At 65.5% G+C, this 25,370-nt stretch carries 27 protein-coding genes; 13 read left to right on the top strand and 14 right to left on the bottom strand.

Annotated elements, in window-relative coordinates:
* The first annotated feature begins 31 nt into the window (after window positions 1-31).
* The 6 genes from DU475_RS06985 to olsB all read left to right on the top strand — a co-directional run bounded on the left by DU475_RS06985 (window position 32) and on the right by olsB (window position 6,538).
* On the top strand, window positions 32-763 hold the full coding sequence (locus tag DU475_RS06985) for a LuxR family transcriptional regulator (RefSeq protein ID WP_013500146.1): 732 nt from the start codon (window positions 32-34) through the stop codon (window positions 761-763).
* Between the two features lie 85 nt (window positions 764-848).
* Window positions 849-1,505, top strand: coding sequence for a 4-coumaroyl-homoserine lactone synthase (gene rpaI / locus DU475_RS06980; protein ID WP_013500147.1), 657 nt, complete (start codon window positions 849-851; stop codon window positions 1,503-1,505).
* Window positions 1,502-1,735 carry a hypothetical protein gene (locus tag DU475_RS06975; protein ID WP_013500148.1) on the top strand — a complete coding sequence of 78 codons (234 nt, stop codon included), beginning with the start codon at window positions 1,502-1,504 and terminating at the stop codon, window positions 1,733-1,735. The genes rpaI and DU475_RS06975 overlap by 4 nt, the downstream gene beginning before the upstream one ends.
* A gap of 96 nt (window positions 1,736-1,831) precedes the next feature.
* Window positions 1,832-3,370 (top strand): YifB family Mg chelatase-like AAA ATPase, encoded by a 1,539-nt coding sequence (locus DU475_RS06970; RefSeq protein WP_164631468.1) that lies wholly within the window; start codon window positions 1,832-1,834, stop codon window positions 3,368-3,370.
* Between the two features lie 135 nt (window positions 3,371-3,505).
* Window positions 3,506-5,428: an ATP-binding protein gene (locus DU475_RS06965; protein WP_164631466.1), complete on the top strand. Its 1,923-nt coding sequence runs from the start codon at window positions 3,506-3,508 to the stop codon at window positions 5,426-5,428.
* A gap of 159 nt (window positions 5,429-5,587) precedes the next feature.
* Window positions 5,588-6,538: a l-ornithine N(alpha)-acyltransferase gene (olsB, locus tag DU475_RS06960; RefSeq protein ID WP_012494061.1), complete on the top strand. Its 951-nt coding sequence runs from the start codon at window positions 5,588-5,590 to the stop codon at window positions 6,536-6,538.
* Window positions 6,539-6,723: 185 nt separating this feature from the next.
* Here the strand turns inward: olsB and coaA are convergent, their stop codons facing one another.
* The 7 genes from coaA to hisB all read right to left on the bottom strand — a co-directional run bounded on the left by coaA (window position 6,724) and on the right by hisB (window position 11,594).
* The gene (coaA, locus tag DU475_RS06955) at window positions 6,724-7,680 is read right to left on the bottom strand and encodes a type I pantothenate kinase (protein ID WP_164607818.1); all 957 of its coding nucleotides are present in this window, start codon (window positions 7,678-7,680) and stop codon (window positions 6,724-6,726) included.
* 74 nt (window positions 7,681-7,754) lie between these two features.
* Window positions 7,755-8,078: a phosphoribosyl-ATP diphosphatase gene (locus tag DU475_RS06950; protein ID WP_164631464.1), complete on the bottom strand. Its 324-nt coding sequence runs from the start codon at window positions 8,076-8,078 to the stop codon at window positions 7,755-7,757.
* 53 nt (window positions 8,079-8,131) lie between these two features.
* Window positions 8,132-8,899 carry an imidazole glycerol phosphate synthase subunit HisF gene (gene hisF, locus DU475_RS06945; RefSeq protein ID WP_011155881.1) on the bottom strand — a complete coding sequence of 256 codons (768 nt, stop codon included), beginning with the start codon at window positions 8,897-8,899 and terminating at the stop codon, window positions 8,132-8,134.
* A gap of 10 nt (window positions 8,900-8,909) precedes the next feature.
* Window positions 8,910-9,647 (bottom strand): 1-(5-phosphoribosyl)-5-[(5-phosphoribosylamino)methylideneamino]imidazole-4-carboxamide isomerase, encoded by a 738-nt coding sequence (gene hisA, locus DU475_RS06940; RefSeq protein WP_164631462.1) that lies wholly within the window; start codon window positions 9,645-9,647, stop codon window positions 8,910-8,912.
* Window positions 9,648-9,804: 157 nt separating this feature from the next.
* Window positions 9,805-10,455, bottom strand: a complete 651-nt coding sequence (gene hisH, locus DU475_RS06935) for an imidazole glycerol phosphate synthase subunit HisH (protein ID WP_164631460.1) — start codon at window positions 10,453-10,455, stop codon at window positions 9,805-9,807.
* Complete coding sequence (locus tag DU475_RS06930; protein WP_164631458.1) at window positions 10,452-10,973, bottom strand: DUF2628 domain-containing protein; 522 nt, start codon at window positions 10,971-10,973, stop codon at window positions 10,452-10,454. The genes hisH and DU475_RS06930 overlap by 4 nt, the downstream gene beginning before the upstream one ends.
* Window positions 10,974-11,000: 27 nt before the next feature.
* The gene (hisB, locus tag DU475_RS06925; protein WP_164631456.1) at window positions 11,001-11,594 is read right to left on the bottom strand and encodes an imidazoleglycerol-phosphate dehydratase HisB; all 594 of its coding nucleotides are present in this window, start codon (window positions 11,592-11,594) and stop codon (window positions 11,001-11,003) included.
* Window positions 11,595-11,781: 187 nt separating this feature from the next.
* Between hisB and hslV the strand changes: the two genes are divergently transcribed.
* Together hslV and hslU are read left to right on the top strand one after the other, a co-directional pair.
* Complete coding sequence (gene hslV / locus DU475_RS06920; protein ID WP_013500160.1) at window positions 11,782-12,345, top strand: ATP-dependent protease subunit HslV; 564 nt, start codon at window positions 11,782-11,784, stop codon at window positions 12,343-12,345.
* Between the two features lie 151 nt (window positions 12,346-12,496).
* The gene (gene hslU, locus DU475_RS06915; RefSeq protein WP_013500161.1) at window positions 12,497-13,798 is read left to right on the top strand and encodes an ATP-dependent protease ATPase subunit HslU; all 1,302 of its coding nucleotides are present in this window, start codon (window positions 12,497-12,499) and stop codon (window positions 13,796-13,798) included.
* A 364-nt stretch (window positions 13,799-14,162) separates the two neighbouring features.
* Here hslU and DU475_RS06910 read toward each other — a convergent pair whose 3' ends face one another.
* Genes DU475_RS06910 through DU475_RS06900 form a run of 3 tightly spaced genes read right to left on the bottom strand, consistent with a single transcriptional unit; the run spans window position 14,163 to window position 16,910 of the window.
* Window positions 14,163-14,741, bottom strand: a complete 579-nt coding sequence (locus tag DU475_RS06910; protein ID WP_013500162.1) for a Smr/MutS family protein — start codon at window positions 14,739-14,741, stop codon at window positions 14,163-14,165.
* Window positions 14,742-14,746: 5 nt separating this feature from the next.
* A complete protein-coding gene (gene mltA / locus DU475_RS06905) occupies window positions 14,747-16,225 on the bottom strand; it encodes a murein transglycosylase A (RefSeq protein ID WP_502706842.1) in 1,479 nt (492 codons plus the stop codon).
* Window positions 16,203-16,910 (bottom strand): Tim44/TimA family putative adaptor protein, encoded by a 708-nt coding sequence (locus tag DU475_RS06900; protein ID WP_041806945.1) that lies wholly within the window; start codon window positions 16,908-16,910, stop codon window positions 16,203-16,205. Before DU475_RS06900 ends, mltA begins: the two co-directional genes overlap by 23 nt.
* Window positions 16,911-17,370: 460 nt before the next feature.
* Here DU475_RS06900 and secB point away from each other — a divergent pair, with 460 nt between their 5' ends.
* Window positions 17,371-17,856: a protein-export chaperone SecB gene (gene secB, locus DU475_RS06895; RefSeq protein ID WP_164631454.1), complete on the top strand. Its 486-nt coding sequence runs from the start codon at window positions 17,371-17,373 to the stop codon at window positions 17,854-17,856.
* A 100-nt stretch (window positions 17,857-17,956) separates the two neighbouring features.
* Here secB and dnaQ read toward each other — a convergent pair whose 3' ends face one another.
* From dnaQ to DU475_RS06875, 4 genes are all read right to left on the bottom strand, one after another.
* Window positions 17,957-18,655: a DNA polymerase III subunit epsilon gene (gene dnaQ / locus DU475_RS06890; protein ID WP_164631452.1), complete on the bottom strand. Its 699-nt coding sequence runs from the start codon at window positions 18,653-18,655 to the stop codon at window positions 17,957-17,959.
* 39 nt (window positions 18,656-18,694) lie between these two features.
* The gene (coaE, locus tag DU475_RS06885; RefSeq protein WP_013500167.1) at window positions 18,695-19,294 is read right to left on the bottom strand and encodes a dephospho-CoA kinase; all 600 of its coding nucleotides are present in this window, start codon (window positions 19,292-19,294) and stop codon (window positions 18,695-18,697) included.
* Window positions 19,295-19,384: 90 nt separating this feature from the next.
* Window positions 19,385-19,993: a Maf family protein gene (locus tag DU475_RS06880; protein WP_047307706.1), complete on the bottom strand. Its 609-nt coding sequence runs from the start codon at window positions 19,991-19,993 to the stop codon at window positions 19,385-19,387.
* Entirely contained in the window at window positions 19,990-20,829 is an 840-nt protein-coding gene (locus DU475_RS06875; RefSeq protein ID WP_013500169.1) for a pyruvate, water dikinase regulatory protein, read from the bottom strand. The genes DU475_RS06880 and DU475_RS06875 overlap by 4 nt, the downstream gene beginning before the upstream one ends.
* Before the next feature lie 453 nt (window positions 20,830-21,282).
* Here DU475_RS06875 and hemJ point away from each other — a divergent pair, with 453 nt between their 5' ends.
* The 4 genes from hemJ to DU475_RS06855 form a co-directional block, all read left to right on the top strand.
* A complete protein-coding gene (gene hemJ / locus DU475_RS06870) occupies window positions 21,283-21,723 on the top strand; it encodes a protoporphyrinogen oxidase HemJ (RefSeq protein WP_013500170.1) in 441 nt (146 codons plus the stop codon).
* A 262-nt stretch (window positions 21,724-21,985) separates the two neighbouring features.
* On the top strand, window positions 21,986-23,251 hold the full coding sequence (gene rho / locus DU475_RS06865; RefSeq protein WP_013500171.1) for a transcription termination factor Rho: 1,266 nt from the start codon (window positions 21,986-21,988) through the stop codon (window positions 23,249-23,251).
* Window positions 23,252-23,341: 90 nt separating this feature from the next.
* The gene (gene mnmE, locus DU475_RS06860; protein WP_164631450.1) at window positions 23,342-24,670 is read left to right on the top strand and encodes a tRNA uridine-5-carboxymethylaminomethyl(34) synthesis GTPase MnmE; all 1,329 of its coding nucleotides are present in this window, start codon (window positions 23,342-23,344) and stop codon (window positions 24,668-24,670) included.
* A 276-nt stretch (window positions 24,671-24,946) separates the two neighbouring features.
* The coding region (locus DU475_RS06855) for an FAD-dependent oxidoreductase (RefSeq protein ID WP_164631449.1) at window positions 24,947-25,370 on the top strand (424 nt) is incomplete at its 3' end.

Genomic DNA, 25,370 nt, shown 5'->3' with positions numbered 1-25,370 from the left:
CGGCAGTTATCGGATCGGAGGTTGCGGCAGCATGATCGTCGGCGAGGATCAGCTTTGGGGACGGCGCGCGCTCGAATTCGTCGATGCCGTCGAACGGCTGGATGCGCCGGCGCTGGTCAGCCAGTTCGAGTCGCTGATCGCGAGCTGCGGCTTCACCGCCTACATCATAGCCGGACTGCCGTCGCGAAATGCCGGACTGCCGGAATTGACGCTGGCCAATGGCTGGCCGCGCGACTGGTTCGACCTCTACGTCAGCGAGAATTTCAGCGCGGTCGACCCGGTGCCGCGCCATGTCGCCAGCACGGTGCATCCGTTCGTCTGGTCGGAGGCGCCATACGACCGCGACCGCGATCCGGCCGCGCATCGGGTGATGACCCGCGCGGCAGAATTCGGCCTGGTCGAGGGCTATTGCATTCCGCTGCACTACGACGACGGCAGCGCCGCGATCAGCATGGCCGGCAAGGATCCTGATCTCAGCCCCGCGGCCCGGGGCGCGATGCAGCTCGTCAGCATCTACGCCCACAGCCGCCTGCGCACGCTCGGCCGGCCGAAGCCCGGCCGCCGCAACAAGCTCACCGCACGGGAATGCGAGATCCTGCAATGGGCCGCCCAGGGCAAGACCGCCTGGGAGATCTCGATGATCCTGTGCATCGCCGAGCGCACCGTGAAATTTCATCTGATCGAGGCGGCTCGCAAACTCGACGCAGCCAACCGCACCGCTGCGGTGGCCAAGGCGCTGACGCTTGGATTGATCCGGCTGTGACCTGTCCGATCGGACAGTAGTTCGGTTCCCGTTCGCACCTGCACAGTTCTCTCCCGCAGACCCCACTGCAGGAGGGAAAATCAGCATGCAGGTTCATGTCATCCGTCGGGAGAACCGGGCGCTCTACGCCGGTCTGCTCGACAATTATTTCAGGATTCGGCACCAGATCTACGTCGTCGAACGCGGCTGGAAAGAGCTGGCGCGGCCGGACGGCCGCGAGATCGATCAGTTCGACACCGAAGATGCGGTGTATCTGCTCGGCGTCGACAACGACGAGATCGTCGCCGGCATGCGAATGGTGCCGACCACCTCGCCCACGCTGCTCAGCGACGTATTTCCTCAACTGGCCCTCGCCGGCCCGGTTCACCGGTCGGACGCCTACGAGCTGTCGCGGATCTTCGTGGTGCCGCGCAAGCGCGGCGAACATGGCGGACCGCGCGCCGAGGCGGTGATCCAGGCGGCCGCGATGGAATACGGACTGTCGATCGGACTGTCGGCGTTCACCATCGTGCTGGAAACCTGGTGGCTTCCCCGGCTGGTGGATCAAGGCTGGAAGGCCAAGCCGCTCGGTCTGCCCCAGGACATCAACGGCTTCTCGACCACCGCGGTGATCGTCGACATCGATGACGAGGCCTGGGTCGGAATCTGCAGCCGCCGGTCGGTGCCCGGCCCAACGCTGGAATGGCGCGGTCTCGAGGCCGTGCGTCGCCAATCGCTTCCGGAATTTCAGGTGATCCGATGAACGCTTCGTCCAAGCCCCGCGCAGCGCGGCCGGTGGTTCTCAATGCGGCCAATGCGCCGATCAAACAGCAGGCGGTCAGCATCGACACGCTGGCGCTGACGATCAACCGCGCGATCGAGCAGGCCGAAGACCTCGGCATCCCTTCGGCCGTCCAGCTCCTGATGATGGCGCGGCTCGAGGTCGATCTGACCGAGATCGCGCTGGAAAGCCGGCACAAGACCAGCGCCTGACCCCGGACCGGCGGGCGATCCCTCGCCGGTTTGTTCTCTTAATGTTCTTGCGCGGGTTCTGCGCCCGCGCTAGCGTTTCGGACCGGGAGAGGCGTCATGGTCCAGCACGTGTCCACCGTGGCTTTTGAGGGCATCGAGGCGCGCAGCGTCGATGTTCAGGTCCAGGTGTCGCCCGGGCTGCCGGCCTTTGCGGTGGTCGGACTCGCCGACAAAGCGGTGTCGGAAGCGCGCGAGCGGGTGCGGTCGGCGTTGATCGCATCCGGGCTGGCGCTGCCGGCGCGGCGAATTACCGTCAATCTGGCTCCTGCCGACCTCCCCAAGGAAGGCAGCCACTACGATCTACCGATCGCGCTCGGGCTGATGGCCGCGATCGGCGCCATTCCGGCCGACGCGCTCGAAGGCTTCACCGTGCTGGGCGAGCTCGGGCTCGACGGCTCGATCGCAGCGGTCGCCGGCGTGCTGCCGGCGGCGATCGCCGCCAACGGACGCGAGCACGGCCTGATCTGTCCGGCCGCCTGCGGCTCCGAAGCAGCCTGGGCCAGCCCCGATATCGAGATCATCGCGGCCGGCTCCCTGATCCAGATCGCCAATCACTTCAAAGGCTCGCAACTGCTCGGCCGGCCGCAGCCGCGGGTCCGGGAGGCGGAGCCGTCGAGGATCGACCTGCGCGACATCAAGGGCCAGGAGAGCGCCAAGCGGGCGCTCGAAATCGCCGCCGCGGGCGGACATCATTTGTTGATGATCGGCGCCCCGGGAGCCGGCAAGTCGATGCTGGCGGCGCGGCTGCCGTCGATCCTGCCGCCGCTGTCGCCGGCCGAACTGCTCGAAGTGTCGATGATCGCTTCCGTCGCGGGCGAAATCCGCGACGGCGCACTGACGTCGCGGCGGCCGTTCCGCGCGCCGCATCATTCCGCCAGCATGGCGGCGTTGACCGGCGGCGGCATCAAGGCGCGTCCGGGCGAGATCTCGCTGGCGCATCAGGGCGTGCTGTTTCTCGACGAGCTGCCCGAGTTCGATCCGCGGGTGCTGGATTCGCTGCGGGCGCCGCTGGAGACCGGCGAGGTCTCGGTATCGCGCGCCAATCACCGCATCACCTATCCGGCCCGGGTGATGCTGGTGGCGGCCATGAACCCCTGCCGCTGCGGCCAGGCGTTCGAGCCTGGGTTCGCCTGCAAGCGCGGCAGGATCGAGCGCTGTACGTCCGATTATCAGTCGCGCATCTCAGGCCCGTTGATGGACCGGATCGATCTGCGGATCGAGGTGCCGGCGGTGAGCGCCGCCGACCTGATCCTGCCGCCGCCGACCGAAGGCTCCGCCGAAGTCGCCGCTCGCGTCGCTGCAGCGCGCGAGGTGCAGCGCGCCCGCTACGCCTCGATCGGCCTGCCACAGGTCCGTACCAATGCGGAAGCGCCGGCCGCGGTTCTGGAAACCACCGCGCAGCCGGATTCCGCCGGCCTCAAACTGCTGCACGAGGCCGCCGAAACCATGCGGCTGTCGGCGCGCGGTTATCACCGGGTGCTGCGGGTCGCCCGAACGCTCGCCGATCTCGACGGCTGCGACCGGATCGGGCGAGTCCATCTGGCCGAAGCGTTGTCGTATCGCGCGCTGGCCGACGACCTGCGCCGCGCGGCGTGAAAATCGATCCCGGGAGTTAACGCAACATCAACCCTTTTTGCAGCGCGGCTGCCCACCCGGACAGCCTTCAACCTGATTGCAGCACCCAAGGCGCCAGGATCGGCGTTGCCTAGGGCGGCAAATGCAGGAGCTACGATGGCAGGGAAGCTGCGGATCAGGTCGAGGCTGCGCCTGATGGCGCGCCGGCATCCGCGCATCGTGCTGGCGGGCCGGGCCGCCATGGCGTTTTCCGCCGGGTTCGGCGGCGCCTATGGATTGTTGCTCAGCAGCACGCCGGAGATCTCAGGATACGATCCGCACACGTTTGCGATCGGCGCCAGCTTCCTGTTCGCGCTGGCCTGTCTGGCACTCGCGATCCAGACGATGCGGCTGCGCCGGATGCGGAACCGCCTGCGAATGCTCACCGGCTCACATGGCGCATTGCCGGATCGGCCGATCAAGGACGGCAACCGGTCCGGCTCGAATGCGGCAGGCGACGACGATCCGGCAACCGGCGATCCAGCGAGCCGCGCCCGATCGCGGCTGCTGGCGATGGCGTCGCACGAAATCCGCACGCCCCTGAACGGCATCATCGGCATGAGCCGGTTGTTGCTCGACACCTCGCTGACCGCCGAGCAGACGACCTATGCCAGGGCCGTCAAAACCTCGGGCGAAGCACTGCTGGCATTGACCGACGAGCTGCTCGACAACGCGCGGGTCGAGGCCGGCAAGATCGAGCTCGATCGCCGCCCGTTCGTCCTCGGCAACCTGATCGAAGACGTCGTCGAACTGCTGGCGCCGCGGGCGCAGGCACGCGGATTGGAAATCGCGGCCGACATCGACGAGCGGCTGCCGGCATGTCTGATCGGCGATGCCGCCCGGTTGCGACAGGTGCTGCTCAATCTCTGCGGCAACGCCATCAAATTCACCGAAGCCGGCGGTGTGACGTTGACGGCCGAGCCCGGCGATCAAGCTGCCGAATTTCGTCTGATCGTCCGCGACACCGGGATCGGGATCGCGCCCGACGCGCAGGCGCGGATCTTCCGCGAGTTCGAACAGGCCGATGCCGACATCGCCCGTCATTTTGGCGGCACCGGCCTCGGCCTGAGTATCAGCGACCGCATCGTCGCGGCGATGGGTGGGCGGATCGCGCTCGACAGCACGCCGGGCCGGGGAACCACCTTCACCGTCACGCTGCCGCTGGTCGCAGCCGAAGACGCCGGCGCAGCCGCGACCTTGGAGCCGCCGGACCTGCGCGGCGCATCGGTGATGATCGTCGCGCCGCACGCCGTCGAAGCCTCGCTGATCGCCCGTCGCCTCGCGCGCTGGGGCGCAACGACCTGCACCTGCCACGACGCCGATGTCGCTGTCGCGCGATTGGCGGAACGGAGCTGGCACGCGGTGCTGATCGACCACGCGTTCGGTTCGGCGTCCCTCGAGACGCTGGCGCGACAAGCAGCGCTGCATGCGACGCATCGGTTGGTGATGCTGACACCCGCGGCGCGGCACGAATTGTTGCCGGGCCTGCCAGACGCGTTCACCGGCTATCTGGTGAAGCCGCTGCGCGCGGTTTCGATGGCCACGCGGCTCGGCGCGCTCGCCGAAGTCGCAGCACCGAATATCGCCGATGGCGACCCGCCGGACCTGCAGGACGCGCCGCCTGCCGTCCCGCAAGCCCGGCTCGCGATTCTGGTCGCCGAGGACAATGATATCAACGCGCTGCTGATCCGTGCGCTGCTGAGCCGGCTCGGGCATCGCGCCGAGATCGCCCGCGACGGCCGCAGCGCCGTCGCGTCGTGGCGAACCGCGAGGCAGGCAGGCACCCCGTTCGATCTGGTGCTGATGGATGTGCAGATGCCGGTCCTCGACGGGCTCGAAGCCGCCCGGCAGATCAGGCGATACGAAGCCGGGCAGACGGGGACGCGGGTGCCGATCCTGGCGCTGACCGCAAATACGCTGGCGGAAGATCGCGACGCCTGCCGGACGGCCGGGATGAATGGCGTCCTGATCAAGCCGCTCGATCCCGACAGGCTCTCCGGGATTCTGGCCGACCTGGCGGCCACACGGCAAACTGCCTGACACGGCAAGTAGATACCGAACGACGCTGCTAACAACAAAGTCGGCGGCGATGTCATCGTTCGGCAATCATCGCGTCACACCGCTGTTGAACGGCCATGATTGTTGGTGCGATCAGGCCGCGGCGATTCCGTTCGGGACGGGTGCGGTCGCGAGGACGCCATGCACACCGACCATCTCGCCCGTTCGAAGAAATTCATTAAGCTGCTGCGCCCGGAGACCGCCGGAGCCGCCGCGCAAACCGCAATTACTTGGTTCAAGCCCGCGCTCAAGCTGGCCGAGACCGGCAAGCCGATCGGCCCGTCGCCGGCGACGCTGGGCCGCCTAGGGCCGCTCGAGGTTCGGCTCGCGCAGACCAAGCAGGACGTCAAGCGCGCCCAGAAGCTGCGCTACCGGGTGTTCTACAAGGACGGCACCGCGATTGCCGACGCGCCGACGATGCTGGCGCGGCGCGACAAGGATGCGTTCGATCCAATCTGTGATCACCTCTTGGTGGTCGATCACGCCGCCAAGCCGTCGCTGAGCGGCAAGCAGCCGGTGGTCGGCACCTATCGGCTGCTCCGTCAGGACGTCGCCAATCGCAATGGCGGCTTCTACACCGAGAGCGAGTTCGATATCGGCGGACTGATCACCCGGCATCCGGAGCTGCGCTTTCTCGAACTCGGCCGCTCCTGCGTGTTGCCGCCGTATCGGAACAAGCGCACCGTCGAACTGCTGTGGCATGGCATCTGGACTTACGTGCGCCAGCACGGCGTCGACGTGATGCTCGGCTGCGCCAGCTTCGACGGCACCGATCCGGATCGCCTAGCGCTGCCGCTGTCGTTCCTGCACCACTACGCGCCGGCGCCGGAAGCCTGGCGCGCCCGCGCGCATCCGTCGCGCTATGTCGAGATGAACCGGCTGCCCAAAGAGGCGATCGATCAAAAGGCCGCGCTGCGCGAGCTGCCGCCGCTGATCAAAGGCTATCTGCGGCTCGGCGCCACGATCGGCGAGGGCGCGGTGATCGACTATCAGTTCGGCACCACCGACGTGCTGATCATCCTGCCGGTGTCGGCGATCAGCGCTCGCTACATCGAGCATTTCGGCGCCGATGCGTCGCGACACGCGGCGTAGCAGGGTTCATCCACCCGACACGTCCGTCATTGCCGGGCTTGACCCGGCAATCCATCGTCTTCGAGAGAATACATCGTCACGCGCGCTTGCGCGCGCGATGGATCCGCGGGCCTTCGCCGCGCCGAAGCGGCTTCGGCCACGCAGGCGGGTCAAGCCCGCGGATGACGCTGAGTAACCTGCGAGGACTACAACCTTCGCAGCGCCACCGAATCCACGACGTGATCGGCGCCCTTTTTCAGGATCAGCGTCGCGCGCGGACGGGTCGGCAGGATGTTGTCTTCGAGGTTGGCCAAGTTGGTGCGTTCCCAGATCGCGATTGCGGTCGCGGTCGCCTCTTCGTCGGACAGCACCGCGTAGCGATGGAAGTACGACCGCGGATCGTGGAATGCGGTGTCGCGCAGCGCCAGAAAGCGGCGGACGTACCAGTCGCGCAGCACCGGCTCGTCGGCGTCGAGATACACCGAGAAGTCGAAGAAGTCCGACACCACCGGAACGGCCTTGCCGTCGCGCGGCAGACGCCCGGTCTGCAGCACGTTGACGCCTTCAACGATCAGGATGTCGGGGCGGTCGATCACCGTGAACTTGTTCGGCACGATGTCGTAAGTGAGATGCGAATAGATCGGCGCCTTGACCTTGCGGCGGCCCGATTTGATGTCGGACAGGAAGCCGAGCAGCGCCGGCAGGTCGTAGCTCTCCGGAAAGCCCTTCTTCTGCAGGATGCCGGCGCGCTCCAGCACCGCGTTCGGATGAAGGAAGCCGTCGGTGGTGACGAGATCGACGGTGGGGCGCGGCGACCAGCGCGCCAGCAGCGCCTGCAGCACGCGCGCGGTGGTCGACTTGCCGACCGCCACCGAGCCGGCAACGCCGATGATGAACGGCATCTTGCGCTCGACCACGCCGAGGAAGCGGCGCTGTGCGTAGTACAGCTGCTGCATCGCCGCGACATGGATCGACAGCAGGCGCGACATCGGCAGATAGATCTCTTCGACTTCTCTGAGGTCGAGCCGGTCGTGCATCGAGCGGAGCGCCGCGACCTCGGCGGCATCGAGCGTCATCGGCGTGTCTTCACGCATGCTCGCCCATTCCGACCGCGAGAAAACCCGGTACGGGTTGTAGGGGTGCAGATCCGACCTTGCGTCCATCTCGCGGGCCCTTCGCCTTGGTTTTGAGTGGCGGGATTTATTGTTATTGCGGCCGCTTGCTGCGGCCGATGCCGTCAGTCGCGCTTACGCGACGCCTTTTCCTCCAAGCCCGACATCGAGGTGCGCTGCGCCAGCGCGGCCTCGACTTCCTCGAGCTTCACGCCGCGCGACTTCAACAGCACAAGCATGTGAAACAGCACGTCGGCAGTCTCGGCGATCAGATGGCCGCGATCGTTCTCGACCGCCGCGATCACCATCTCGACCGCCTCTTCGCCGAACTTCTTGGCGCAGTGCTCGGGGCCCTTGTCGAGCAGCTTCTTGGTGTAGGAGCTCTCGCCGCCGGACGCCGCGCGGGCATCGACCGTCGCGGCGAGATCATGAAGGGTGAAACGGGCCATACGCTAACTCTGCCGGTTCTTGGTGCGAGAGGACCGCCCCTCGCCACGTAACGCTAGGGATCGAGCCGCATCGGCAGCCCGGCCTGGACCATATGATCCTTGGCCTGACGAATGGTGTACTCGCCGAAATGGAAGATCGAGGCTGCCAGCACCGCGGTGGCGTGGCCCTCGCGGATGCCGTCGACCAGGTGATCGAGGTTGCCGACGCCGCCCGAGGCGATCACCGGGACGCCGACGCTGTCGGCGATTGCCCGGGTCAGCGGAATATCGAATCCGGACTTGGTGCCGTCGCGGTCCATCGAGGTCAGCAGGATCTCGCCGGCGCCGAGCGACACCACTTCCTGGGCGAACTCGATCGCGTCGATCCCGGTGCCCTTGCGGCCGCCATGGGTGAAGATCTCCCAGCGGTCGCGGCCCGGCACCCGCTTGGCGTCGATCGCCACCACGATGCACTGATCGCCGAACTTCTCGGCCGCTTCCTTGACGAATTCGCGCCGCGCCACCGCGGCCGAATTGATCGAGACCTTGTCGGCGCCGGAGCGCAGCAGGGTCTTGATGTCGTCGACGGTGCGGACGCCGCCGCCGACCGTCACCGGCATGAAGCAGGCTTCCGCCGTCCGCCGTACCACATCCAGCATGATGCCGCGGTTCTCATGGGTGGCGGTGATGTCGAGGAAGCAGAGTTCGTCGGCGCCGGCAGCGTCATAGGCGATCGCCGCCTCGACCGGATCGCCGGCGTCGCGCAGATCGACGAAGTTGACGCCTTTGACGACACGGCCGTCCTTGACGTCGAGGCAGGGAATGACGCGGACCTTGAACATCGCGGCGTCCTTACGCGGCCTTGGCGGCGCCGATCAGCGCCAGCGCCTCGGTGGGATCGAGCCGGCCGTCGTACAGCGCCCGCCCGGCGATCGCGCCTTCGAGCTTCTTGGCGCGCGGGCTGAGCAGCGTCTTGACGTCTTCGATCGAGGCGAGGCCGCCGGAGGCGATCACCGGGATCGAAATCGCCTCGGCCAGCGCAATGGTGGCGTCCCAGTTGATGCCTTTGAGCAAGCCGTCGCGGGCGATGTCGGTGAAGATGATGGCAGCCACGCCGGCATCTTCGAAGCGCTGCGCGATGTCGAGCGCGGTCACCTGCGAGCTCTCGGCCCAGCCCTCGACCGCGACGTTGCCGTCGCGGGCATCGAGACCGACCGCAACGCGGCCCGGAAACGTCTTGGCGGCTTCCTTCACCAGCGCCGGGTCACGCACCGCGGCGGTGCCGATGATGACGCGGGCGATGCCTTTGGACAGCCAGGCCTCGATCGTCTTCAGGTCGCGGATGCCGCCGCCGAGCTGCACCGGCATCTTGACCACCTTCAGCATCGCCTCGACCGCGTGGGCGTTCATCGGCTTGCCGGCGAAGGCGCCATCGAGATCGACGACGTGCAGGTACTGGAAGCCCTGGGCCGCAAAGCTCTGCGCCTGCGCGGCGGGATCGAGATTGAACACGGTGGCGCGCGCCATGTCGCCCTGTTCGAGCCGCACGCACTGGCCGTTCTTGAGATCGATCGCAGGGAAGAGAATCATCGGAAACACTCACTCCCTCCCCCCTTGCGGGGGAGGGTCGGGGTGGGGGGTGAGCCACAAGCGCCGGACTCGCGGACCACCACCCCCGACCCCTCCCCGCAAGGGGGAGGGGAGCAGCGCCGTCGCGCACTCCGGAGCTGAGGCCGCGGGATCATGCTCACGGCTTCCACTTCAAAAAGTTCGAGATCAGCGCCAGGCCGAAGCGCTGGCTCTTCTCGGGGTGAAACTGAGTCCCGATCGCGGTGTCCTTGCCGACGACGGCGGTGACCGGCCCGCCGTAATCGGCGCGTGCCAGCACATCGCCCTCGTTTTCGGCGGCGAGGTGGAAGGAGTGCACGAAGTAAGCGTGCAGGCCCTTCGAACCGAGCGGCAGCCGGTCCAGTACCGGGTGCTCGCGGACCTGATCGAGGGTATTCCAGCCCATATGCGGGATCTTCAGATCCTCGCGGTTGGGCGCGATCTTGACGACGTCACCGGCGATCCAGTTCAGCCCGTCGGTGGTGACGTGCTCCTTGCCGCGGGTCGCCATCAGCTGCATGCCGACGCAGATGCCGAAGAACGGCCGCGCCTTGTCGCGGACGGTCTCGGTCAGGGCCTGGACCATGCCGTCGATCGAATCCAGTCCCTTGCGGCAGTCGGCGAAGGCGCCGACGCCGGGCAGAACGACGCGATCAGCCCGAAACACCTGGTCCGGATCACGGGTCACCAGGATCGGTTCGGGATTCTCCATGCTGCGCGCCGCACGCTCGAACGCTTTCGCGGCCGAGTGCAGATTGCCGGAGCCGTAATCGATGATCGCAACGCTCATCGCGAACCTCCAGGATTCGGGAACGAGCCGAAGATGTCGCCATGGATCGACGACGCCGGCAGCGGAATGCTGCGCGCCGGCGGCGGTGCGCCGCGATCGATCGGCAGGGTGAAGGCGATCGGCTGCGGCTGCCCTTCGACCCAGCGATCGAAGAACCGCCGCTCGGCGATCTCGCGGTCCTCACCGACCGCAACGCCGACCGACTGCCAGCCGCGCCGCGCCAAGGTCCAGCGCCACAGGCTGCCAGCTTCGAGCCCGAGCAGGCATGCCAGCAGCAACGCGACCAAGAACCGAGTACCGCTGCCAGCGTGCAGCGCCGTCAGCGCCACCGCGGAGGCGCCGATCACCACCAGATAGCCGATCGTTGCCAGCCACAGCCGGCGGTACACCAGCCAGAACGGGCCGAACACGAACGCCCAGACATAGAACCCGTCGCGGATGAAGCGAAACTGCTCGGGTTCGGCGCGCTGCAGCTCGTCATCGTCCGCCCGCGGGGCGTGAACAGTAAACACCGGCATGGACTCGTCTCCGCCGCTCGACAACGCTTAGCCGCCGAGCTGCCCCTTCGTCGAAGGCACTTCGCCGGCCGTCTTGGGATCGATCGCGACCGCCGCACGCAGCGCGCGGGCCAATCCCTTGAAGCAGGATTCAGCAATGTGGTGGCTGTTCTCGCCATATAGGGTCTCGACGTGCAGAGTCACGCCCGCGTTGATCGCGAAGGCCTGAAACCACTCCCGAACCAGTTCGGTGTCGAATTCGCCGATCTTGTCGCGCGGGAAGTCGGCCTTGAACACCAGGAACGGCCGGCCCGAGACGTCGATCACCACCCGGGTCAGGGTCTCGTCCATCGGCATGAAGATGCTGGCATAGCGGCTGATGCCCGCCATGTTGCCGAGCGCCTGCTTCACCGCCTGGCCGAGCGCGATACCGACGTCCTCGGTGGTGTGGTGGAAGTCGACATGGAGGTCGCCCACCGCCTTGACGGTGATGTCGATCCGCGAATGCTTGGCGAGCAGATCGAGCATATGGTCGAAGAAGCCGATCCCGGTGGCCGCGTTGGCCACACCGGTGCCGTCGAGGTCGACCGTGACCTCGATGTCGGTCTCCTTGGTCTTGCGCTTGATCGTCGCCGTGCGCATGAAGCGGGCTCTCCGGTAAAAACGCCGGTCTTTTAACAGGCCGGTGACACCTTCGCTACTGCGCCGGGTGCGGAGCGGGGGCGATCTTCGTCCTATGGTGAGCGGATTGGCCGCTGCGGCGGCGGCCCGCTCGGCGATTGCAACGCCGCCCGGCCGTGCCTAGATCAGCGCTCGCGAAAGGAACTCCATGGCACTGCATAGCTCTTCGGGAGACGCCGGACCTCCGGTCTGGCACGGCACCACCATTCTGACCGTGCGCAAGGGCGGCAAGGTCGTGATCGGCGGCGACGGCCAGGTCTCGATCGGACAGACCGTGATCAAGGCCAACGCCAAGAAGGTTCGCAAGCTCGGCAAGGGTGACGTGATCGGCGGCTTCGCCGGCGCCACCGCCGACGCCTTCACGCTGTTCGAGCGGCTTGAGGCCAAGCTCGAACAATATCCCGGCCAGCTCACCCGCGCCGCGGTCGAACTCGCCAAGGACTGGCGCACCGACCGCTATCTGCGCCGGCTGGAAGCGATGATGATCGTGGCCGACAAGGACGTGTCGCTGGTGCTGACCGGCACCGGCGACGTGCTTGAGCCGGAAGCTGGCGTGATGGCGATCGGCTCCGGCGGCAATTACGCGCTGGCCGCCGCCCGCGCGCTGATCGACACCGACCAGGACGCCGAGGCCATCGTCCGCAAATCGCTCGGCATCGCTGCCGATATCTGCGTCTACACCAACGGTAATCTGACGATCGAAACGCTGTGAACGGCTCGTCATTGCCAGCGACGCGCAGCAATCCAGGAGCTCTGAGCACCAAGTCTGGATCGCTTCGTCGCGGAGCCTGTCCTCGGACGGCGCGAAAGGCCGATCCGAGCACTCCCCGCAATGACGGGAGCCAACGCCGAAAAAGAGAACCATGACCGACTTCTCCCCCCGCGAAATCGTTTCCGAACTCGACCGCTTCATCGTCGGACAGGCCGACGCCAAGCGCGCGGTCGCCATCGCGCTGCGCAACCGCTGGCGGCGGCTGCAGCTCGAAGGGGCTTTGCGCGAAGAAGTGCTGCCGAAGAACATCCTGATGATCGGGCCGACCGGCGTCGGCAAGACCGAGATCGCCCGGCGGCTGGCGAAGCTCGCCGGCGCGCCGTTCCTCAAGGTCGAGGCGACCAAGTTCACCGAAGTCGGCTATGTCGGCCGCGACGTCGAGCAGATCATCCGCGACCTGGTCGAAGTCGCCATCGCCCAGGTCCGCGAGAAGAAGCGCAAGGACGTCCAGGCGCGCGCCCAGATCGCCGCCGAAGAGCGCGTGCTCGACGCGCTGGTCGGACCCGGCTCGGGCCCGGCGACGCGCGATTCGTTCCGCAAGAAGCTGCGTTCGGGCGAACTCAACGACAAGGAGATCGAGATCGAGACCCAGGCCGGAGCCGGCTCGCCGATGCTGGAAATTCCCGGGATGCCGGGCGCCCAGATCGGCGCGATCTCTCTCGGCGACATCTTCGGCAAGATGGGCGGGCGTACCAAGACCCGGCGGCTCACCGTCGCCGATTCGCACGAAATTCTGGTCAACGAGGAAGCCGACAAGCTGCTCGACAACGATCAGCTCGTGCAGGAAGCGATCACGGCAGTCGAGAACAACGGCATCGTCTTCCTGGACGAGATCGACAAGATCTGCGTCCGCGACGGCCGCAGCGGCGGCGAGGTCTCGCGCGAGGGCGTGCAGCGCGATCTGCTGCCGCTGATCGAAGGCACCACGGTGTCGACCAAGCATGGCGCGGTGAAGACCGAGCACATCCTGTTCGTCGCCTCGGGCGCCTTCCACATCGCCAAGCCGTCCGATCTGCTTCCTGAATTGCAGGGCCGGTTGCCGATCCGCGTCGAACTCAATGCGCTCAGCCGCGACGACATGCGGCGCATCCTCACCGAGCCGGAGGCGTCGCTGATCAAGCAATATGTGGCGCTGATGAAGACCGAAGGCGTGACGCTGGAGTTCACCGACGACGCCATCGACGCGCTCGCCGATGTCGCAGTGGCGGTGAATTCGACCGTCGAGAACATCGGCGCGCGGCGACTGCAGACCGTGATGGAGCGCGTGCTCGACGAGATCTCGTTCGTCGCCCCCGACCGCCACGGCGAGACCTTCCGGGTCGATGCGGACTACGTGAAGACCAATGTCGGCGATCTGGCCAAGAACACGGATTTGAGCCGGTTTATTTTGTGAGCGGCAGTTTAGTTAGTGGCTGTTGATCGCCGTCCGCAAAGACAAGTAGTCCGAGGATGGAACGTATCCTCACACACAGACGTCATGCGCGGGCTTGACCCGCGCATCCATCTTTTCCGAAAGACGATGGATTGCCGGGTCAAGCCCGGCAATGACGATTTCTTATGTATGATACGCCGCAAGGAACAACAGTCCTCACCCCATCACCTCACGTCATCGCCCGGCTTGTCCGGGCGACCCAGTATTGCAGAGCGTCCGCGTCCAAGTAACAACCTCTCTGGGATACTGGATCACCCGCATGCGCGGGTGATGACGTTTGGAGACGGGGGCCGCGTCGGCCGATGAACACCCCGTGCTTGGCTAACTAACCGCGCGCCCGCCGCACCCGCACATACAACGCGCCTTCGCCGCCGTGGCCGATGTGGGCTTCGTCGAAGCCGACCACATAGGCACGGAATTCGGGGAGGGCGAGCCATTGCGGCACCTGTCGGCGCAGGACGCCACGCTCGGCGTCGCCGCTCTTGCCCTTGCCGGTGATCACCAGCACGAAGCCGAGACCGTCGTGACTGGCGCGCTGCAGGAAGTGCAGCAGCGCGTGATGGGCGCGGGCCTGGGTCATACCGTGCAGATCGATCCGGGCGTCGATATCCTTGCGGCCGCGCGACAGATGCGCCCGCTCGCGCCGACCGAGGCTGGCGAGCGGCGGCGGCGCAACCGACGGCTTTGCGGCGCGCTTGAGCGGTTGCGGCGGAGCAGCCGGCGACGGCTTGATCGACGGAGATTCCGACAGCGGATCGGCGATCTCGGCTTTGATCGGGCGCGGCCGGCCGCGCAGCGGCTTGATCTGACGAGCGACGCCGTCCCACAGCGCCCGTTCGTCCTCGGTCAGACTTCGCTTGCGGCGCGACATCGGCGGGTCGAGCGGCGGGATGATGCGTTTCATCGAGGTCAGTGCGGGCGGCGATGATGCCGGTGGTGATGCGGGTGGTGCCGCCGAGCCTGCGGCTGCGACGGCGTCGCGGCAGGCCGGGCCTCCGGCGTCGGGACGATCGCAGCTCCGTCCTTACCACCGGACTTCGCCGGCGTCGCCGCGGGCTTCCGGGCTTTTGACGGCGGTCGTGGCTCGGGCAGCGGCAAGGTGCGGCCGCTCGCCACCGGATCGAGGCTGGTCGGCACCAGGATTGCAAACCCGATCGGATGACGGATCCGACCCGCTACCGCACCGGCCTCGGCACCGGCACCGAAATACAGGTCGGCGCGCGCCGGACCGACGATCGCCGACCCGGTGTCCTGGCCGATCATCAACCGCCGGAACGGCGTCTTGGCGTTGACCGATTCGATCGGCAGTTCGCCCGAAATGAAGAACGGCGTGCCGTAGACGTGCAGCCCCTTGTCGACCGCGATCGAGCGCCACGGGGTCAGCGGCACCCCCTGGGCGCCGACCGCTTCGTCGTCATCGTTCAGGTCGACCTTCCGGAAAAACACATACGAGCGGTTCGCCCGCCGCAGCTCCTTGGCGCCGTCGGGATTGGCGTCCATCCATTCGCGGATGCGGTGCATCGACATTTCTTCGCGGGGGATGATGCCGCGTTCGATCAGGATGCGGCCGACCGGGGTGTAGGGATAGCCATTATGGGCGTCGTAGTTGATGCGGACGACGCGGCCGTCGGGCAGCCTGATCCGGGCCGACCCCTGAATCTGGGCGAACAGCAGATCGGTCTGGCTCTTCAGCCAGCAGATCTCCAGTCCGCGCCCTTCGATCGCGCCATCTTCGATCGCGCCGCGATCGTAATACGGCACCAGCTTGCGTCGGCCGACCTTGCGAAACACCGGTCCGCCGTTCGGCAGTGCCGCCCCTTGCGTGTAGCCGCGGACGAACAGATTCGACGGGCGGCGATACACCGGCACGGTGTAGTCGTCCGTCTTGACCGGGGAGCCGTCGATCACCGGTTCGTAGTAGCCGGTGACGAAGCCCTGTGTTTCACCGATCCGCGAAATCAGCAGCGGCACGAAGTGCCGTTCGAAGAACGCGCGGGCCGCCGGTTCTATCGAGATCGCACTGGCGCGGGCAGCGCGGCACGGCTCGCGGAGCGAATCGCCGAGCGGCTTGGCATCGGCTCGGCCACGACCGGCCAGGATCGGGCGGCAGCTTGCGCGAAAGGTCTTGAACGCGGCCAGGTGATCGTCGTCCTCCCAGCCGGGAAGCTGATCCCAGCCGGCGGGAAGATACTGGCCGTCGGCGATCTGCAAGGGCCACAGCACATGGCGATGCCGCGGATGCGAGCCGGCATGGTGCGAGGATTTGGCGCCGTGGTGATGATGCCGGCTGCGCGCGTCCGATGTCGTGGGAACGAGCATCAGCGCGGCTGCGATCATGCAGCCGGCGATGGCGGCGCCGCGTGCGTCAGGTGCCGCTGCCGGTGCCAACCAGCTTCCAGTTCGGATCGCGCGAGCTGGTGTCACGGGCGAAGGTCCAGACATCGGTGATGTCGGTGACCTTGTCGGGCGAGCCGTCGACCACCGCACCGGTCTTGTCGCGGGTCGCGGAGATCATCTGCGACACGAATTTCAGCGTCAGCATCGCAGTGCGATCGCGCAGCTCCGCGCTGATCAGCTCGGCCTTCTCGATCGCGACGAAGCGGGATTCGACCTTCAGGTCGTTCTTTTCACGATCCTTGATGGCGGCGTCGAAGCTTTCATAGACCTCGCTCGACAGCAGGTCGCGCAGCGAGCGGCGGTCGCCGTTGGCGAACGCCATCACGATCATCTCGTAGGCACTCTTGGCGCCGTCCACGAAGTGACGGGCATCGAACGAGGAATCGTGTTGAGCGATGGCGTTGAGGCCGTGTTCCAGCTCGGAATCCGGCTCGGCGATGCCTTTCCAGCGGTCGGAGGGCGGCACCACGTCGGCATTCGGCGCGATCGGAGCTTGATCGATCACGGTGCCGGGCATCGAAATCACGTTGTTGTCCTGCTTGCCCGAAATCATGTCGCGCGCCGCGGCGCGATCGAACGGGGGCCGTTCGTTGCCGGTGCGCTGGCCGAGCACATTGCGCAGACGCAGGAAGATGAACACCGCGAGCGCCAGGAAGATAATGGTGTAAATATCCACGTCGCATTCACTTTCTGATCGGGCCGGGGCCTGCCGGCGCGGCTTTGGTCTCCGGCCTCGTGGCGCCAACGCGGCAAGGCCGGTTTTCACCATGTAGGCATCAACCGCGGCACGCCAATGGCGCGTTTTGGCACAGCCATTGGGGTTCGCAAGCCCGAGCGCGATCTCTGGAGCAGTCGTCGCGCGAGCTTACGCGTTTCGGGCCGATCCGGAAACCGGGAGCGGCCCGAAACCTGGTCGGGCAACGGTTAACGAATGGTTTATCGATGCGGCCTCGGGAACAAGGCGACCAGATTGCCGGTATCTGACGAAGGGCTGGACCGGGATCCGGCAGAGGCGTCCGTCTACCTTGTGGAACGCCGCAGGCGTATGATAGCCACTCGCCCCAGCACCCGCCCATTGTTGCGACGCTCGCCGCCGGCCGGCGGTCGCCTTCAGTCCGCTTCCAGGAGATTCATCGATGACCAACGGTAACGGCACGCCTCCCGAGGATGCTCCTCCGCAGCTCAATGTGCTGGCGCAATACACCAAGGATCTGTCGTTCGAGAACCCGAACGCTCCGGCGTCGCTCGCGCCGCAGCAGCAGCAGCCAGCGATCAACATCCAGATCAATGTCGGCGCCAACAATGTCGGCGAGAACGAATTCGAAGTGACGTTGTCGATCGAGGGCAAGGCCGAATCGGGCAGCAGCGTGCTGTTCAGCTTCGAACTGGCCTATGCGGGCGTGTTCCGGGTTCTGAACGTGCCGCAGGATAACCTGCATCCGCTGATCATGATCGAATGCCCGCGGCTGCTGTTCCCGTTTGCCCGCGAGATCATCGCCAGCGCGGTGCGCGACGGCGGCTTCCCGCCGCTGATGCTCGACCCCGTGGATTTCATCGGTCTGTATCGCCAGAACCTGGAGCGTCAGGCAGCCGCGGAATCGCAGCAGGTCCGCCCGAGCTGAGCTGCCGGCCCCGGCCGCTTAGATCGAAGAATACATGCCCGGCCTCGTGCCGGGCATTTTCGTTTCGGAACCGGCCATCAGCCAGACCGAAAGCTCACATCTAGGCACCCGCCGGGAGATATTCCGGCCAGATTGCCTTGTCGCCCATGGTGGCGATGAACGCCCGATGGGCTTCGCGGTCGGCGTCGGTGATCCGGTTCGGGAGCGGGGCGGGCCGCTGCCGCCGCCGGGACTCGGCACTGGTTCCGACCACTTCGGCGGGCACATCGGCGAGAATGAGCTGCGACTGCCGGGCACCGATCAGGTCGATATAGACCTCGGCCAGCAATTCGGCGTCGAGCAGCGCCCCGTGCTTGGTGCGACGCGAATTGTCGATCGCGTAGCGCGAACACAGATCGTCGAGCCGGTTCGACACGCCCGGATGCTTGCGGCGGGCGAGCAGCAGCGTGTCGACCAGCCGGTCGCGCGGCACCGGCGCACGCGACAGCCGTGACAGTTCGGCATTGATGAAGCCGATGTCGAACGAGGCGTTGTGGATCACCAGCGGGTCATCACCGATGAATTCGAGGAACTCATCGGCGACCTGGGCGAACAGCGGCTTGTCGGCGAGGAACTCGGCCGACAGTCCATGCACCGCAAAGGCCTCGGCAGGCATGTCGCGTTCGGGATTGAGGTAGCGATGATAGGTGCGGCCGGTCGGCATCCGGTTGAAGATCTCGACGCAGCCGATTTCGACCAGCCGGTCACCGCGCAGCGGGTCGAGGCCGGTGGTTTCGGTATCGAGGACGATCTCGCGCATCGCTTCTGATCAGGCCGTTGTTGTCGGGGATCCGGCGAATCAATCGCGCCGGCGCGGCATTCTAGCAGCCGCCTCGAGGATTTCGCGGATCTGGGCCCGCACCGGGTCGAGTCCGTTGGACGTATCCACGACGAAATCGGCACGCTTGCGCTTTTCGGCATCGGGCATCTGCCGAGCCAGAATGGCGTCGAGCTTGTCGGGAGTCATGTTGTCACGCGCGAGAATCCGTTCACGCTGCACCTCCGGCGAGGTCGTCACCACCACCACCGCGTCGACACGCTTTTCGCCGCCGGTTTCGAACAAGAGCGGCACATCGACCACTGCGACCGCAGCGCCGGATGACTCGGCATCGTCGAGAAACTGCTGGTGATGGGCGCGCAGCATCGGGTGCACGATTGCTTCGAGCCGCTTCATCGCAGCCGGATCATGCACAACCTTTGCCGACAGCAGCGCGCGATCGACCTTGCCGCCGACCGTGGTGCCGGGAAACGCGGCTTCGATCGCCGGCACCGCTTCGTTCTCGTAGATCTTATGCACGGTCGCATCGGCGTCATAGACCGGCACGCCGGCTTCGGCGAACAGCTTGGCGGTGGTCGATTTGCCCATCCCGATCGAACCGGTCAGTCCGAGCACCAGCATTCCGTCGCCTCCGTCTTCGTCGCGAGACATTTCAGATCCGATTCCGATCGGTTCTGAGACTCGCTTTTTTTCTGGTTCGTCGTCCGCGCGTCAGACCGCCAGCAGGTTCTGGCTACGCAGAAAACCGAGCAACGGCAACAGCGGCAGTCCAAGGATGGTGAAATGATCGCCGTGGATGCCGTCGAACAGATGCACTCCGAGACCTTCGATCTGATAGGCGCCGACACTGGTAGTGGCTTTATCACCGACAACGTCCAGATAGGCGTCGATCTCGGCTTCGGTCAGCGGCCGCATCGTCATGCGCGCGATCGAGACGTCGGCGAACAGCGTGATGCCGTTGCGCACCACGGCGATCGCCGAATGCAATTCATGGCGGCGGCCGGCGAGCTCGCGGAGCTGCCTGGCGGCGGCGGCGCGATCGGCGGGCTTGTTGAAGCCGCGCGCACCGAGCGCCAGCGTCTGATCGGCGCCGAGCACCAGACGGCCCGGATGATGATTGCTGACGAACGCCGCCTTCTGCTGCGCCAGCAATGCGGCGATCTCGCCCGGCGCGCTGAGACCCGACGCATCCGCGATACCGCGTTCATCGATGTCGGCCGGAATCGCGTCGAACGGAATGCCGGCATTGGCGAGCACTGTCTGCCGGGCGCGGCTTTGCGAAGCCAGCACCAGCGGCTGCGGCCCGAGCCACAGCGTCATTCCGGGCCTCTCTGGCGCTGCCTGTCGGCCAGCAGCTTCATGATCGCCGCGGCGGTCTCCTCGATCGAACGACGGGTGACGTCGAGCAGTGACCAGCCGTATTTGGCGCTGAGCTTGCGGGCCAGCAGCACTTCGTCGGTGACCGCCTGGCGATCGATATAGGAATCGTTGCCGGCGCCGGCGCCGAGACTCAGAAGCCGGTTCTGCCGGACCTGTATCAATCGTTCGGGCGACGCGTGCAGGCTGACCACCAGCGGCTTCTTCAAGGTCTCGAGCTGGTGCGGAATCGGAATGCCGGCCACCAGCGGCACATTGGCGGTGCGGATGCCGCGATTGGCCAGATAGATCGAGGTCGGGGTCTTCGATGTGCGCGACACGCCGACCAGAACCACATCGGCCTCTTCAAGCCCTTCGACGTGCTGGCCGTCGTCGTGCATCATCGAATAGTTCAGGGCGTCGATGCGCTGGAAATATTCGGCGTTGAGGGTGTGCTGGGCGCCGACCCGGCCCATGGTCGAAGCGCCGAGATAGGCCTCGAACAATTGCATCACCGGTCCGATGATCGACAGGCTCGGGCTGTTGATCTCCTGGCACTTCGCCTCGAGCCGGTTGACGAGCTCGGTCTCCAGCAGGGTGAACAGCACGATGCCGGGGGCTTCCTCGATTTCCTGCAGCACGCGATCGAGCTGCTTCTGGCTGCGCACCAGCGGATAGACGTGCTCGACCGGCGTGACGTTGGCGTATTGCGCGGTGACGGCACGCGACACCGTGATCAGGGTTTCGCCTGTCGAGTCGGAGACCAGATGAAGATGAAAATAGGAGCCGTCGGTCAGCATCGTGGCCCTGTGTAACCTGTGAACAACGGGGCGAGAACCGCACCAGGTCGGCCCCTCGGCCGTCGCGACCGGGATAACCCGGCTTTTTCTTCACAGGCGTCGGGTGAGAAGAGCATTTCGGGATCGGTTCGAGGTTAGCGGGTGAATGTGGATTTGTCTCTCGGTAATGCGGCGGCGAACCGGCGCAACCCTCTGATCCTGCAAGCACGTCCAAGGACGATGTCGGCTGGGGACGGCTGTGCAGATGTGGAGGGGCACAGAACAACTCGACAATGCCGTTGGGTGAGTCAAATCCACGGCCACTTAGACTCAAACCTTAAGAATCTATAAATATTGATGAGAAGGCTGGCGCTTGCGGAAATCTCCGCATTCGAGCATTCGATCAACGCGCGATGCAGGTCCTGCGTTCCGGATCTCGTTGCAGCGTCTCGGCACAGCGGGATGGAAGTTCGAATGATCGAATGGATCTATGTCTATCCGTGGGTGAAGACCCTGCACGTGGTGGCGGTGATCTCCTGGATGGCCGGCATGCTGTATATGCCGCGACTGTTCGTCTACCACTGCACCGCCGAGGTCGGATCGAAGCAGTCCGAGACCTTCAAGATCATGGAGCGGCGGCTGTACCGGGCGATCATGAATCCGGCGATGCTGGTCGCCTGGGTCGCCGGCCTCGCCATCGCCTGGGAGCAGGACTACTTCGCGTCGGGCTGGTTTCACGGCAAGCTCGCCGCGGTGGTGCTGATGACGGTGATCCATCTGCTGCTCGGTCGCTATGTGCGCGATTTTGCCGCAGACCGGAATACGCGGTCGCATAAATTCTATCGCGTTATCAACGAGATACCGACTGTTCTCATGGTTGCGGCGGTGATCTTCGTCATCGTCAAACCGTTCTGAGGGCGCAAATCCTCGCCGGGCACCGGGATCGTCTTGCGTGATTGCGACGGATTTCCTATAGTTGCGTCGTCCCACCTAAAGCAGGCGAATGTGGTTGCGATCCTGGCTCCTTTTGGACCGGCCGCCGCATCGGGTCTGAAACCTCCCGCACCTTCCTTGCTCAAGACACCGTCGACCTGAAGACCTGCGGACCTCCGGTTATTTCCTCCCGCTTTTTCTTCCGCTGACGAATCCCCAGTCTCGTTTCCACAGGACCACCCCCATGCGGGAAATCAAACTTCAAGACCTGAAGGCCAAGACGCCGGCCGAGCTCGTTTCGTTTGCAGAGGAGCTGGGGGTCGAGAACGCCAGCACGATGCGCAAGCAGGAGCTGATGTTCGCCTGCCTCAAGCAGCTATCGGCGAAGGAAACCGACATCATCGGGGAGGGCGTCGTCGAGGTGCTGTCCGATGGCTTCGGGTTTTTGCGATCACCGGATGCGAACTACCTTCCCGGTCCGGATGACATCTACGTCTCCCCCTCGCAGATCCGCCGGTTCGGGTTACGCACCGGAGACACCATCGAAGGCCATATCCGCAGCCCGAAGGAAGGGGAACGCTACTTCGCGCTGCTCAAGGTCAACTCGCTGAACTTCGAAGATCCCGAAAAGTCCAAGCACAAGGTCAATTTCGACAACCTGACGCCGCTGTTCCCGGACGAGCGTTTCAGGCTCGAGATCGACGATCCGACCCGCAAGGATCTGTCGGCCCGCGTGATCGACATCGTCGCGCCGATCGGCAAAGGCCAGCGCGCCCTGATCGTCGCGCCGCCGCGCACCGGTAAGACGGTGCTAATGCAGAACATCGCGCACTCGATCACCGCGAACCACCCCGAATGCTACCTGATCGTGCTGCTGATCGACGAGCGGCCCGAAGAAGTCACCGACATGCAGCGCTCGGTGAAGGGCGAGGTGATCTCCTCGACGTTCGACGAGCCTGCCGTCCGCCACGTCCAGGTCGCCGAGATGGTGATCGAGAAAGCCAAGCGCCTGGTGGAACACGGCCGCGATGTCGTCATCCTGCTCGACTCGATCACCCGGCTCGGCCGCGCCTACAATACGGTAGTGCCGTCCTCCGGCAAGGTGCTGACCGGTGGTGTCGACGCCAACGCGCTGCAACGGCCGAAGCGATTCTTCGGCGCCGCCCGCAACATCGAAGAGGGTGGATCGCTCACTATCATCGCCACAGCGCTGGTCGACACCGGCTCGCGTATGGACGAAGTGATCTTCGAAGAGTTCAAGGGCACCGGTAACTCGGAGCTGATCCTGGACCGCAAGGTCGCCGACAAGCGCACCTTCCCGGCGATCGACATCTCGCGGTCCGGCACCCGCAAGGAAGAGCTGATCACCGACCCGCAGCTCTTGAAGAAGATGTACGTGCTGCGCCGTATCCTCAACCCGATGGGCACGATGGATGCGATCGAGTTCCTGCTCGACAAGCTTCGCAACACCAAGAACAACTCGGAATTCTTCGACTCGATGAACACCTGAGCGAACCGGCCAACACCAGCGATCAAGGGCGTCCCGCGCGGGCGCCCTTTTTGTTTGCGTTCGGAACAGTGCCTCGGCAAGACAGCGCTCATGCATCCGAGCGACCAGACCATTTTTGCTCTCGCGACCGGGCCGCTGCCGTCGGCGATCGCAATCTTTCGGCTTTCCGGACCACAGGCTGGGAACGTGGTAACGGCGCTGACCGGATCGTTGCCTGCGCCGCGACGTGCGGTGCGTTGTGATCTCAGAAATCGCAGCGGCGAGATGATCGATGACGGCGTGGCGCTGTGGTTTCCGGGACCGGCGTCGGCCACCGGCGAAGACGTCGCTGAACTGCACATCCACGGCAGTCGCGCGGTGGCGGCGGCGCTGATCAAGACGCTTTCCGCATTCGAAGGGGTGAGGCCGGCCGAGCCAGGCGAGTTCACCCGGCGGGCATTCGAGAACGGCAAGCTCGATCTGACCGAAGCCGAAGGTCTCGACGATCTGATCCACGCCGATACCGAGGTGCAGAGGCGGCAGGCTCTGCGGCAACTTCAGGGCGTGCTGGGCGACCGGGCGCGGCGTTGGCGCGACCAGATCATCGAAGCGCTGGCGCTGGTCGAGGCCGGGATCGACTTTTCCGACGAAGGTGACGTCGCCGCCGACCTGATGGCACCCGCGCGGGCGAAGATCGCCGCGCTGTCCGCGGAGATTGCGGAGGTCTTGGCCGAGCAGGGCCAGGGCGAAAAGCTCCGCGACGGGATGGTGGTGGCGATCGCCGGCCCGCCGAACGTCGGCAAGTCGACCCTGATCAATCGTCTGGCGCGGCGTGATGTGGCGATCGTGTCGCCTCATGCCGGCACGACCCGGGATGTGATCGAGGTTCATCTCGATCTCGGCGGCTATCCGGTGACGGTGATCGACACCGCGGGGTTGCGCGACAGCGACGATCCGATCGAGCAGGAGGGTGTGCGGCGGGCGCGGGCGCGGGCGGCGGCGGCGGATCTAGTGCTGTGGCTCAGCACGCCCACCGACGCTTCCGATCCGGATCTCAGCGGACCGGAGGTCTGGCGGGTGCGCAACAAGATCGATCTGGCGGAAACGGACGCGGGGCGGAAGAAGGGGTCGTCAGACGCTGATTTTCGTATTTCTGCCTCCAGCGGCGAGGGCGTCGCCGGTTTGCTGCGCGAACTGACGCAGTTTGCCGCGCAATATTTCGCCTCTGCGGAGGCCGGCTTGATCACCCGAGACCGCCATCGGCTGCTGCTTGCCGATGCCGGGGCAGCGCTGGGCCGAAGTCTGGCACTGGGACTGGCCGAGGAAATCGTCGCCGAGGAACTCCGCGCCGCTTGCCATGACCTGGGACGCTTGCTTGGGCGGGTCGATGTCGAGGACGTCCTCGGCGAGATCTTTGGCCGGTTCTGCATAGGGAAATAGGGAGGCCGCAATCGGCCGGCGGGTAAGACTTGGTTAACCATAGCCCTGCGGATGGCCGCTGTTTCACGTGAAACAGTAGAAGAGCCTGCTTTGAAACCAGGATCGAAGACCCATTCGGCATCTGGCTATGGGAGGCGCGCCGGACAACGATTTGGTAACCATGCCACACCGATTGCCGCCGACGCTGTTTCACGTGAAACAATGTGGTGAGCTTTGGCCGGTATCAGATTGGCGCGCCGCCTTCAAAGCTCCCAGGAGCTGAGCTAGAACCCTCTCATGCGCACTTCCTTCGACGTCATTGTTATCGGCGGCGGCCATGCCGGCTGCGAGGCTGCTGCTGCGGCTGCCCGGATCGGCGCCGCAACGGCGCTGGTCACGCATCGCTATGCCACGATCGGGGCGATGTCCTGCAATCCGGCCATTGGTGGGCTCGGCAAAGGTCATTTGGTCCGCGAAGTCGACGCTCTCGACGGCCTGATGGGCCGGGTCGCTGATGCCGGTGGCATCCAGTTCCGGATGCTCAACCGCCGCAAAGGTCCAGCGGTCCGCGGACCGCGGGCGCAGGCCGATCGCAAGTTGTATGCGGCTGCGATGCAGACCGCGATATTCGCCACACCGAATCTGTCGGTGATCGAGGGGGAGGCGGACGTCCTGTTGTGGCGGGACGGTCGGGTGATCGGCATTCGGCTCGGCGACGGCC

The sequence above is a fragment of the Rhodopseudomonas sp. WA056 genome, assembly GCF_010906995.1.
GTDB lineage: Bacteria > Pseudomonadota > Alphaproteobacteria > Rhizobiales > Xanthobacteraceae > Rhodopseudomonas > Rhodopseudomonas palustris_G.
This window is presented reverse-complemented; position numbering and strand designations above follow the sequence as displayed.

Bases quoted from the DNA above. Each gene is read 5' to 3' on its own strand.
- DU475_RS06875 (WP_013500169.1), bottom strand. From the start codon at position 20,829: ATGCTGACCGACGGCTCCTATTTTCATCTTCATCTGGTCTCCGACTCG.
- DU475_RS06880 (WP_047307706.1), bottom strand. From the start codon at position 19,993: ATGACGCTGTGGCTCGGGCCGCAGCCGCTGGTGCTGGCTTCGCAAAGC.
- hisA (WP_164631462.1), bottom strand. From the start codon at position 9,647: ATGATTCTCTTCCCTGCGATCGATCTCAAGAACGGCCAGTGCGTGCGG.
- DU475_RS06975 (WP_013500148.1), top strand. From the start codon at position 1,502: ATGAACGCTTCGTCCAAGCCCCGCGCAGCGCGGCCGGTGGTTCTCAAT.
- rpaI (WP_013500147.1), top strand. From the start codon at position 849: ATGCAGGTTCATGTCATCCGTCGGGAGAACCGGGCGCTCTACGCCGGT.
- olsB (WP_012494061.1), top strand. From the start codon at position 5,588: ATGCACACCGACCATCTCGCCCGTTCGAAGAAATTCATTAAGCTGCTG.
- DU475_RS06985 (WP_013500146.1), top strand. From the start codon at position 32: ATGATCGTCGGCGAGGATCAGCTTTGGGGACGGCGCGCGCTCGAATTC.
- mnmE (WP_164631450.1), top strand. From the start codon at position 23,342: ATGCATCCGAGCGACCAGACCATTTTTGCTCTCGCGACCGGGCCGCTG.
- DU475_RS06965 (WP_164631466.1), top strand. From the start codon at position 3,506: ATGGCAGGGAAGCTGCGGATCAGGTCGAGGCTGCGCCTGATGGCGCGC.
- rho (WP_013500171.1), top strand. From the start codon at position 21,986: ATGCGGGAAATCAAACTTCAAGACCTGAAGGCCAAGACGCCGGCCGAG.
- DU475_RS06970 (WP_164631468.1), top strand. From the start codon at position 1,832: ATGGTCCAGCACGTGTCCACCGTGGCTTTTGAGGGCATCGAGGCGCGC.
- hisH (WP_164631460.1), bottom strand. From the start codon at position 10,455: ATGAGCGTTGCGATCATCGATTACGGCTCCGGCAATCTGCACTCGGCC.
- hemJ (WP_013500170.1), top strand. From the start codon at position 21,283: ATGATCGAATGGATCTATGTCTATCCGTGGGTGAAGACCCTGCACGTG.
- secB (WP_164631454.1), top strand. From the start codon at position 17,371: ATGACCAACGGTAACGGCACGCCTCCCGAGGATGCTCCTCCGCAGCTC.
- hslV (WP_013500160.1), top strand. From the start codon at position 11,782: ATGGCACTGCATAGCTCTTCGGGAGACGCCGGACCTCCGGTCTGGCAC.
- hisF (WP_011155881.1), bottom strand. From the start codon at position 8,899: ATGTTCAAGGTCCGCGTCATTCCCTGCCTCGACGTCAAGGACGGCCGT.
- coaE (WP_013500167.1), bottom strand. From the start codon at position 19,294: ATGCTGGTGCTCGGACTGACCGGTTCGATCGGGATGGGCAAATCGACC.
- hisB (WP_164631456.1), bottom strand. From the start codon at position 11,594: ATGCGCACGGCGACGATCAAGCGCAAGACCAAGGAGACCGACATCGAG.
- DU475_RS06930 (WP_164631458.1), bottom strand. From the start codon at position 10,973: ATGCCGGTGTTTACTGTTCACGCCCCGCGGGCGGACGATGACGAGCTG.
- hslU (WP_013500161.1), top strand. From the start codon at position 12,497: ATGACCGACTTCTCCCCCCGCGAAATCGTTTCCGAACTCGACCGCTTC.
- DU475_RS06910 (WP_013500162.1), bottom strand. From the start codon at position 14,741: ATGAAACGCATCATCCCGCCGCTCGACCCGCCGATGTCGCGCCGCAAG.
- dnaQ (WP_164631452.1), bottom strand. From the start codon at position 18,655: ATGCGCGAGATCGTCCTCGATACCGAAACCACCGGCCTCGACCCGCTG.
- DU475_RS06950 (WP_164631464.1), bottom strand. From the start codon at position 8,078: ATGGCCCGTTTCACCCTTCATGATCTCGCCGCGACGGTCGATGCCCGC.
- coaA (WP_164607818.1), bottom strand. From the start codon at position 7,680: ATGGACGCAAGGTCGGATCTGCACCCCTACAACCCGTACCGGGTTTTC.